The following is a 9,064-nucleotide window of genomic DNA, read 5'->3' on the forward strand; positions in this document are numbered from 1 at the left end:
ATCAGCGCGCAGGCGAGGAGGTCAGGGGCAGTTCCTGGATCGCGGTCGGGACGCTGAGGGTCAGCTCCTGCACTGCGGTCGGGGCCCCACAGCATCCGCCCGTGGATTCTTCGGCGGGGGCGTCGAACAAGCCGGATCCGCCGCAGACCCCGGTGTCGGGCAGGGTGAGTTCGACTCGTTGCGCGGCTTCGTGGTCTCCGGCGAGGGCGGCGACGATGGAGCGGACCTGCTCGTATCCGGTCATCGCCAAGAACGTCGGCGCGCGGCCGTAGCTCTTCATCCCGGCCAGGAACACGCCGGGTTCGGGGTGGGACAGTTCGGTGGCTTCGTGCGGGTAGACCGTGCCACAGGAATGCGCGTTCGGGTCGATCAACGGCGCCAGCTTCGTCGGAGCCTGCAACGTGGCGTCGAGGTCGAGACGGATTTCCGAGAGCCAGGACAGGTCCGGGCGGAACCCGGTCAGCACGATCACTTCATCGACATCGGTGACAGGGTCGCCTTCGGCGGGGATGAGCGTGAGCTGGCCCTGGTCGGCGTGTTCGACGGTCTCGGTGCGGAAACCGGTGACCACGTTGATGTGTCCGGCCTCGACCGCAGCCTGAGCGCGCAACCCGAGGGCGCCACGAGCGGGCAGTTCGTCGGCTTGCCCGCCACCGAAGGTCGATCCGATCGTGCCCCGACGCAGCAGCCACGTGATGCGAGTCCCCGGGTGCTCGCCGGCCAGTTCGGCGAGCACGATCAACGCGGTGAGCGCAGAGTGCCCACTTCCGGCGACGACCACGTGACGGCCTGCGTGCCGGGCCGCGATATCAGGGTCGGTGAGGTCGGGCACACGGTAGGAAATACGTTGCGCCGCAGCGGCTTCGCCGATGGCGCGCAGCCCGTCACCGCCGAGCGGGTTCGGTGTCGTCCAGGTGCCGGAGGTGTCGATAACCGCGCGGGCGATGATTCGTTCCTCGCGGCCGTCGGCGCTACGCACGTGCACGGTCAACGGTTCGCTGTCGCGTCCGGCGTCCACGACCCGGTCGCGGCCCCGGCGCGCGACACCGGTCACTTCGGTGTCGAACCGGGCCGAATCGCCTAGGGCTTCGCCGAGCGGGCGCAGGTAGTGCTCGACCCACTCCGCGCCGGTCGGGTAGCCCTCGAGGTCGGGTTCGGACCAGCCCGCAGCGTCGAGCAGCGGGCGTGCGGCGGGGGCGATCAGCTCGGCCCAACGCGAGAACACCCGCACGTGATGCCACTGCGCGACAGCAGCACCGGCGTGCTCACCGCGTTCGAGCAGCAGGAACGGCAGCTCACGGCGGGACAGCTCGGCAGCGGCAGCCAGACCGGCCGGCCCAGCTCCGATGACGACGACGGGCAGGGAGTTCATGACGAACCTTCTTTCATCGATGCAGATCGATTAACTACGGCTGAGAGTATCGACTGGCATCGATGAATGCAACCATCGATCTGCGTCGATATACTGGCCGCATGCCCATCGCTCTGCCTCAAGCTCAGGTCCTGCCGACCGGCGAAGCCGCCACCTACGCCGAGTGGTTCGCCTGCCTGGCCGAACCGGTGCGGGTGCGGCTGCTGCACGCGGTGGCCACGACCCCGAAAGGCATCACGGTCGGCGCGTTGACCGAGATCCTGGGCACGAGTCAGTCCACGACCTCCCATCACGTCCGCAAGCTTGCCGACGTGGGATTCGTGCGCCTGCACAAGGAAGGTGCCGCGACCATCGTCACCGTCAACGAAGCGTGCTGCGCCGGACTGCCGCACGCTGCCGACGCGGTGATGGGCCTGCTCGCGCCGCGTCCGTGCTGCCCTGCCGACCTGCCCGCCGACGTCACCATCCGCGCCCTAGAGCCCAGGGATTGGGCTGAGGTGCGGCGCATCTACGGCGAGGGTATCGCCACCGGCATCGCCACCTTCGAGACCGAAGTCCCCACCCGTGCCCACCTCGACAAGCACTGGTTGCCCGCCCACCGATGGGTCGCCGAGGTCGACGGCCGCGTCGTCGGCTGGACCGCCGCCGCCCCGGTGTCGAGCCGCGACTGCTACGTCGGTGTCGCCGAGACCTCGGTCTATGTCGCCGACTCCCACCGTGGACGCGGCGTGGGCAAGGCGCTGCTGCACAAGCAGGTCCTCGCCGCGGACGACGATGGCTTGTGGACGTTGCAGACCTCGATCTTCACCGACAACCGCGCCTCGCTGGCCCTGCACCACAGCGCCGGGTACCGCACCGTCGGTGTGCGCGAACGCATCGCCCAACGCGACGGGGTCTGGCACGACACCGTCCTGCTCGAGCGCCGCTCGCCTATGAGGTAGGGCTCGCCCCGGGCGTTCACCGGCTGTTTGCTTGCCTCGCCGTATTGATATCGGTCAATATTGGCGTATGTCGAAGTCGAAGTTGGTGGTGACGCCTGTGCAGGCGTGCTCCGCCGCGCCACTGGTGCGTGAGCCCCTGTCCGAGCCTCACGCCGTCGAGCTGGCGAGCGTGTTCAAAGCACTGTCGGATCCGGTCCGGCTGCGCCTGCTGAGCACCATCGCCTCCCGTGAAGGCCAGGAAGCCTGCGTGTGCGACCTGTCGGCCGGGATCGAGTTGACCCAGCCCACGATCTCCCATCACCTCAAGGTGCTGCGCGAAGCCGGTCTGCTCGACAGTGAACGCCGCGCCTCCTGGGTGTACTACCGGGTCGTCCCCGAAGCCCTGCAACGACTGTCGGAAGTTCTGCTCGTCGAAAGCGGCACCGCGACGGGAGTCACCGCATGAGCACGACCACCGCCGAGCACCCCGCCGTCGTCGGCGAGCTGTCTACTCTCGACCGGTTCCTGCCGGTCTGGATCGGCGTCGCCATGGTCGCCGGGCTGTTGCTGGGCCGGATGATTCCCGGTCTCGGCGACGCCCTCTCGACGGTGGAGATCGACGGCATCTCGCTACCGATCGCGATCGGCCTGCTCATCATGATGTACCCGGTCCTGGCGAAGGTCCGCTACGACCGACTCGACACCGTCACCGGCGACCGCAAACTCCTGATCAGCTCCCTGGTGCTGAACTGGATTCTCGGCCCGGCCCTGATGTTCGCGTTGGCCTGGCTGTTGTTGCCGGCTCTGCCCGAGTACCGGACGGGACTGATCATCGTCGGTCTGGCCCGTTGCATCGCGATGGTCATCATCTGGAACGACCTCGCCTGCGGTGACCGTGAGGCCGCTGCCGTGCTGGTCGCGTTGAACTCGGTGTTCCAGGTGATCATGTTCGCCGTCCTGGGCTGGTTCTACCTCTCGGTCCTGCCGGGCTGGCTCGGCCTGGAACAGACCACCATCGACACCTCACCGTGGCAGATCGCGAAATCGGTGCTGATCTTTCTCGGCATCCCGCTGCTGGCCGGGTTCCTCACCCGCCGCTTCGGTGAGCGCGCCAAGGGCCGCGAATGGTACGAATCCAGCTTCCTACCCAAGATCGGGCCGTGGGCGCTGTACGGGTTGCTGTTCACCATCGTGATCCTGTTCGCCCTGCAAGGTGAGCAGATCGCCTCCCACCCGCTCGACGTGGTCCGCATCGCGATCCCTCTGTTGGCCTACTTCGCGATCATGTGGGGCGGCGGCTACGCGATGGGCGCGGCCCTGGGCCTGGGCTACGAACGCACCACCACCCTCGCCTTCACCGCAGCGGGCAACAACTTCGAACTCGCCATCGCCGTCGCTATCGCCACCTACGGCGCCACCTCCGGCCAAGCCCTGGCCGGAGTCGTCGGCCCGCTCATCGAGGTCCCCGTGCTCGTGGCGCTGGTCTATGTGTCCCTCGCCCTGCGGAAACGATTCCAGCCAACCCAGCGCACCGGCGCCGCGACAACCGATGAGGTGACACCGCGTTGAGCACCACCCCGTCCGTGCTGTTCGTCTGTGTGAAGAACGGTGGCAAATCGCAAATGGCGGCCGGGCTGATGCGAGCCGTCGCCGGTGATCGCGTCGAGATCCATTCCGCCGGGACCGCACCCGGCACCACCATCAACGCACTCTCCGCCGAAACGCTGCGCGAAGTCGGTGTCGACATCAGCGCCGAGATCCCGAAACCCGTCGATCCGGACCTACTGCGTTCGGTTGACCTGGTCGTCACGCTCGGGTGGGAAGCACACATCGACCCGGTCGACGGGGTGCGGCTCGTCAACTGGGACACCGACGAGCCCTCCCAACGCGGCATCGACGGCATCGAACGTATGCGCTTGGTCCGCGACGACATCGCCGCCCGCGTCAACAACCTGCTCACCGAACTCACCACACCCGCCGAGCAACGGACCACATCATGAGCGACAGCCCACTCGCGCCCACCCACACCCGCCACGACCTGACCATCGATCAGCAGCTCGCCCTGAAAACCGCCGCCACGCACCTGCAGCGCGAGTTCGACGGCACCTTCGGCGTCGAGACCATCGAACGGTTCCTGCACTCCTCCTACGACCAGTTCGCCGGACGCGCGACCGTCATCAACTACCTGCCGCTGCTGGCCGAACGCTTCGCCCGCCAACGCCTGCACGCCCTGGCCCGCGTCGAAGGCAAAGCCCACACCGGCACTCCCACAGTGCTGTTCCTGTGCACCCACAACGCCGGACGCTCCCAAATGGCCCTCGGGTTCTTCACCCACCTCGCCGGTGACCGCGCGGTGGCCTGGTCCGGCGGCAGCGAACCCGGCGACGAGATCAACCCCGCCGCCATCGCCGCGATGGCCGAGGTCGGCATCGACATCACCGCCGAGTTCCCCAAACCGTGGACCGAGGAAATCATCCAAGCCGCCGACGTCGTCATCACTATGGGCTGCGGCGACGCCTGCCCGTTCTACCCCGGACGCCGCTACGAGGAATGGGACCTCGACGACCCCGCCGACCTCGACATCACCGCCATCCGACCCATCCGGGACGAGATCGAAACCCGCGTCCGGCTCCTGCTTACCGAACTCGACCTCCCCGCCAACTGAAAGGCATTGCCCCACATGAGCACCCAGCCCAGCGTGTTGTTCGTCTGCGTCCACAACGCCGGACGCTCCCAGATGGCCGCCGGATTCCTCACCCACCTCGCCGGCGACTCGATCGAAGTCCGCTCCGCCGGGAGCGCCCCTGCCGAGACGATCAACCCGTCCGCAGTGGAGGCGATGGCCGAACTCGGTATCGACATCTCCGACCAGACCCCGAAGATCCTCACCTACGACGCGGTAGAAACCTCCGACGTCGTGATCACAATGGGGTGCGGCGACACCTGCCCGGCCTTCCCGGGCGTCAGCTACCGGGACTGGGTCCTGGAAGACCCCGCAGGCAAGGGAGTCGAGTCCGTGCGGCCGATCCGCGACGAGATCAAGACCCGCGTCGAAGCCCTCGTCGCCGAGCTGCTGCCGACGCGCGCCTGACAAAGCCCCGCACACGGTCAACCTAATCGAGCCTCGCGCCACGACAACCAGGGCGCGAGGCTCGAACTGACGGCGACACCAAACTGGCCGCCGACGAAGTGATCGCATCGATCACGCGCGCCAGCGAGCTCGACGGATCAGCCCACGCTATTTCGACATCGCAGGCGCACTCACCTGCGCAGACGGAGCAGCGCCCGTGCGAGGCGTAGCTGGCCGCTAGGCCGTGTTTCTTGGGTGAGGGGCACGAGCGTCAGGCCACCACCATCGATCCGGCACCGTAACAGCCCAGCGCGAGCGCGACCGCCGTCGCCGAACCACCGAGCAGATCACGCACGTAGACAACGGTATCCACGTGATCGGCTGTTGGTGCCCGGGTAGCGAAATTGGCGGCCCCGCCGGTGGGCCCGGAACCGGAGAAGTCCCAGCACACAAGCATGTCCACGGAATCGCAGGCCCATCGTGACGATGACGCTGACGTCAGGTGATTCGGGCGAGCGTAGTGTCGGCCGACAAGTCGTTCGTCACACTGACTCGGTTCGTATGCGGCCGCTCAGCGAGATCTCAACCGAATCTCGCTTGTCGGTGCGCAGCGAATATGCGGATGTCGGCCAGCGGATTACGGAGATGATGGGCGTTGTGTGGCATGCCATCGCAGGACGTCGAGGAGAGCTTCAGCCTGCTGCCGTGCTAACTGCTCGCTGTCTCGGTCTTTGGCAATCAGTATCTCGCAGACCGCTTCGAGTGGCGGACGCCGCTGTCGGGATTCGTTGGAGGCGTTCGGATCGGGTGGCGCTGTGTTCTCGGTCATTCTCATGTTGTGCCACCGATCTACGCTGCCGTCTGACAAATCGGACCTCCGGCGTGTCGCCGGATTCCGTCGGCGTGTCGTTAGCTGTCAGCTAACCCCCCTAGGGCGCCAACCTGCGACCCGTCACCTGGGGTTTTCCTCGCTCTCTAGCATCTCGATCTCGTCCAAACGGCCCTGACCTGCGCAAATGATGCGCAGGTTGGCGCCCCCGGCAGGACACACAAAACATGGGCAACCGGAAAACGCCTGGTCATCGCGGATTCCTACCCGATCTAGCGATGCTGTCCGGCCGCGACCTATCCTATCGCGCTCCCATCTACGTTGTGCCTGCGGGTGAGGCACAACGAAGATGCAGTCACGCGTGACCCGGGATAGGTTCGGGGCTGCTGCAGGTGTAGGTGACAATCGAGATGGCTTGCCGGGAGGCGGGCCTGAGAGGATGTCACAGTGCCCAAGCCGTATCCGAAAGAGTTCCGCGACGACGTGGTCAGGGTCGCCCGCAACCGCGACGACGGGGTGACCCTCGACCAGATCGCGGCCGATTTCGGCGTCCATCCGATGACGTTGTCGAAGTGGATGCGCCAAGCCGACGTCGACGACGGGAACAAGCCGGGAACCACTCGCAGCGAGTCCGCCGAATTGCGTGATGCCCGCCGCCGGATCCGGTTGCTGGAGCAGGAGAACGAGGTCCTGCGGCGCGCGGCTGCCTATTTGTCCCAGGCTCAGATACCGGGAAAAGGCTCTACCCGCTCGTGAAAGAGCTTGCCGCCGACGGGATCCCCGTGGCGGTGACGTGCCGGGTGCTGCAGCTCGCTCGCCAGCCCTACTATCGGTGGCTGGCCGATCCGGTGACCGCCGCCGAGGTCGCCGAGGCGTATCGAGCCAATGCGTTGTTCGATGCGCACCGCGACGACCCCGAATTCGGCTACCGGTTTCTCGCCGACGAGGCCCACGAAGCCGGTGAGACGATGGCCGAGCGGACCGCGTGGCGGATCTGCTCGAGCAATCGGTGGTGGAGCGCGTTCGGCAAGTCCCGGCGCGGCAAGAACGCCAAACCAGGGCCGCCTGTCCACGATGATCTGGTGCAGCGGAACTTCCGCAGCGACGCACCAAATCGTTTGTGGCTCAGCGACATCACCGAACATCGCACCGGTGAAGGCAAGCTGTATTTGTGTGCGGTCAAAGACGTGTTCTCCAACCGGATCATCGGCTATTCGATCGATTCACGAATGAAGTCCCGGCTGGCGGTGACCGCGGTGAACAATGCTGTCGCCCGGCGAGGTGATGTGGCCGGTTGCATTCTGCACACCGATCGCGGATCTCAGTTCAGGTCAAGGAGATTCGTGCACACGCTCAACCGTCACCGTATGGTCGGATCGATGGGGCGCGTCGGCGCGGCCGGCGACAACGCCGCCATGGAAAGCTTCTTCAGCCTGCTGCAACGCAACGTGTTGGACCGGCAGCGCTGGGGAAACCCACGATCAGCTCCGGATCGCCATCGTCACCTGGATCGAACGCACCTATCACCGTCGGCGCCGACAAGCTCGGCTCGGCCGGTTGACCCCGATCGAATTCGAAACCATCATGTCCCCAGCAGCCCGACAGGCTGCTTAACCACTGTCACCCGATCTTGCAGCAGCCCCGTTCGCGTGAATCGGCGTCCCGCATCTGCAACTTCCGACGGGTTGCCAGCTCAAACGGGAGTGCGCGCGGGCAGCCTTCGTCGGAGCGTCGTGTCGAGGTGTAGACCGGCGTTGGTGATGGTGGTCGCGGTGGCGCGCTATTGCGCATCGCGTGTACTCCGTCTCGTGGTCACCTCGCTACGCACTCCGCGTCGTGTCATTCTTGTCGGCCGAACCTCCAGTGGTGAGCCGGTGATTCTGCGCCCTCCGCGACTGTCCGACGCGTCTACCTGGCGCGCGATCCGAATCGCCGACCGTTCGGCGATCGAGCCGTTCTGGCTGACCGACGAGCGGAGCTGGGAATCGCGCCACCGCGAGCGGGTGTGGATTCACGAGTGGCTATGGTCGAGAGCGGAGGCGAAGGCCGACCGTATCGTGCGCACGGTCATCGAGGTCGGTGGCCGATTCGCGGGACAATGCGACCTGTGGATACAGCCTCACGACAAGCGTGGCGAACTCAGTATCTGGGTCGACTCTCGACTGTCCGGGCGCGGCATCGGTGCGGCGGCGGGGCGTCTGATCGTCGGGTATGCCTTCGATGAACTGGATCTCGCGCGCGTCACTGCGCCGATAGATGTGGACAATGTCAACTCGAGTCGATTGGTTCGCCGGATCGGGTTGGTGCGTGAAGGCACGATGGTCAGCTATCTCAGCGTCGGTGGTAGGCGCCGCGATCACGATCTCTGGGCTGTCTCCGCTCAGTCTTGGGAGCGGTATCCGTCGGCCGAGTTGTGAGACCGGGCAGTCCAGTTTTCGGCGTCTAATACGTAGAGACATAGTAGGTGCATCTTGCGTGCTGCCGGTCCGCGAGCCGTCGGCACGTCGGGCCGGGAGAGCGGCGATGGGGCATCGTTTCGGGGAACTGGGGAGCGGTTGTGATGGACCGTGCCTGGTCGGCCGACGACACCATCACGGTCCGGCAGGTGTACGGCGACTTGCTTCGTGACCGAGAGATCGCCTACACGACCGTCATGACGACGGTGGAGGTTTTTGGCCCGGGGGGGGGGGGGGGGGGGGCACGCCGCCCCAAGGGTGGGGGGGGGGGGGCGGGGCGGGGGGGGGGGGCGGGGGGGGGGCTGGGGAGCTTCGGCGGCCGGAGCGGGAGCCGGGGCAGGCTCAGGTTCCGGAGCGGGAGCAGGCGCGGGAGCGGGCGCCGACGCGGCCGCAGGGGCACCGCTGCCGATCACACCC

Annotated in this window: 8 protein-coding genes and 2 pseudogenes; 9 read left to right on the forward strand and 1 reads right to left on the reverse strand. The window is 66.5% G+C overall.

Going from position 1 to position 9,064, the window contains the following annotated elements; translation table 11 throughout:
• Window position 1: 1 nt before the first annotated feature.
• Entirely contained in the window at window positions 2-1,372 is a 1,371-nt protein-coding gene (locus tag QH270_RS33135; protein ID WP_067514639.1) for an FAD-dependent oxidoreductase, read from the reverse strand.
• Between the two features lie 101 nt (window positions 1,373-1,473).
• Here QH270_RS33135 and QH270_RS33140 point away from each other — a divergent pair, with 101 nt between their 5' ends.
• The 9 genes and pseudogenes from QH270_RS33140 to QH270_RS33180 all read left to right on the forward strand — a co-directional run.
• The gene (locus QH270_RS33140) at window positions 1,474-2,313 is read left to right on the forward strand and encodes a helix-turn-helix domain-containing GNAT family N-acetyltransferase (protein ID WP_228791109.1); all 840 of its coding nucleotides are present in this window, start codon (window positions 1,474-1,476) and stop codon (window positions 2,311-2,313) included.
• Between the two features lie 67 nt (window positions 2,314-2,380).
• On the forward strand, window positions 2,381-2,758 hold the full coding sequence (locus QH270_RS33145) for an ArsR/SmtB family transcription factor (RefSeq protein ID WP_104897738.1): 378 nt from the start codon (window positions 2,381-2,383) through the stop codon (window positions 2,756-2,758).
• On the forward strand, window positions 2,755-3,861 hold the full coding sequence (arsB, locus tag QH270_RS33150; RefSeq protein WP_104897737.1) for an ACR3 family arsenite efflux transporter: 1,107 nt from the start codon (window positions 2,755-2,757) through the stop codon (window positions 3,859-3,861). Before QH270_RS33145 ends, arsB begins: the two co-directional genes overlap by 4 nt.
• Window positions 3,858-4,292 carry a low molecular weight phosphatase family protein gene (locus QH270_RS33155; RefSeq protein ID WP_082392786.1) on the forward strand — a complete coding sequence of 145 codons (435 nt, stop codon included), beginning with the start codon at window positions 3,858-3,860 and terminating at the stop codon, window positions 4,290-4,292. The genes arsB and QH270_RS33155 overlap by 4 nt, the downstream gene beginning before the upstream one ends.
• The gene (locus QH270_RS33160) at window positions 4,289-4,957 is read left to right on the forward strand and encodes an arsenate reductase ArsC (RefSeq protein ID WP_054811693.1); all 669 of its coding nucleotides are present in this window, start codon (window positions 4,289-4,291) and stop codon (window positions 4,955-4,957) included. The genes QH270_RS33155 and QH270_RS33160 overlap by 4 nt, the downstream gene beginning before the upstream one ends.
• A 15-nt stretch (window positions 4,958-4,972) precedes the next feature.
• Window positions 4,973-5,383 carry an arsenate reductase ArsC gene (locus QH270_RS33165; RefSeq protein WP_054811692.1) on the forward strand — a complete coding sequence of 137 codons (411 nt, stop codon included), beginning with the start codon at window positions 4,973-4,975 and terminating at the stop codon, window positions 5,381-5,383.
• Between the two features lie 1,255 nt (window positions 5,384-6,638).
• Window positions 6,639-7,805, forward strand: a pseudogene (locus QH270_RS33170) (IS3 family transposase).
• Window positions 7,806-7,951: 146 nt separating this feature from the next.
• On the forward strand, window positions 7,952-8,608 hold the full coding sequence (locus QH270_RS33175; protein WP_054811690.1) for a GNAT family N-acetyltransferase: 657 nt from the start codon (window positions 7,952-7,954) through the stop codon (window positions 8,606-8,608).
• A 140-nt stretch (window positions 8,609-8,748) separates the two neighbouring features.
• Window positions 8,749-9,064: pseudogene (locus QH270_RS33180) on the forward strand (hypothetical protein); the annotation flags it as partial.

Source organism: Nocardia neocaledoniensis (assembly GCF_029868625.1).
Taxonomy (GTDB): domain Bacteria; phylum Actinomycetota; class Actinomycetes; order Mycobacteriales; family Mycobacteriaceae; genus Nocardia; species Nocardia neocaledoniensis_A.

Bases quoted from the DNA above. Each gene is read 5' to 3' on its own strand.
- QH270_RS33135 (WP_067514639.1), bottom strand. From the start codon at position 1,372: ATGAACTCCCTGCCCGTCGTCGTCATCGGAGCTGGGCCGGCCGGTCTG.
- QH270_RS33140 (WP_228791109.1), top strand. From the start codon at position 1,474: ATGCCCATCGCTCTGCCTCAAGCTCAGGTCCTGCCGACCGGCGAAGCC.
- QH270_RS33145 (WP_104897738.1), top strand. From the start codon at position 2,381: ATGTCGAAGTCGAAGTTGGTGGTGACGCCTGTGCAGGCGTGCTCCGCC.
- arsB (WP_104897737.1), top strand. From the start codon at position 2,755: ATGAGCACGACCACCGCCGAGCACCCCGCCGTCGTCGGCGAGCTGTCT.
- QH270_RS33160 (WP_054811693.1), top strand. From the start codon at position 4,289: ATGAGCGACAGCCCACTCGCGCCCACCCACACCCGCCACGACCTGACC.
- QH270_RS33165 (WP_054811692.1), top strand. From the start codon at position 4,973: ATGAGCACCCAGCCCAGCGTGTTGTTCGTCTGCGTCCACAACGCCGGA.
- QH270_RS33175 (WP_054811690.1), top strand. From the start codon at position 7,952: ATGGTGGTCGCGGTGGCGCGCTATTGCGCATCGCGTGTACTCCGTCTC.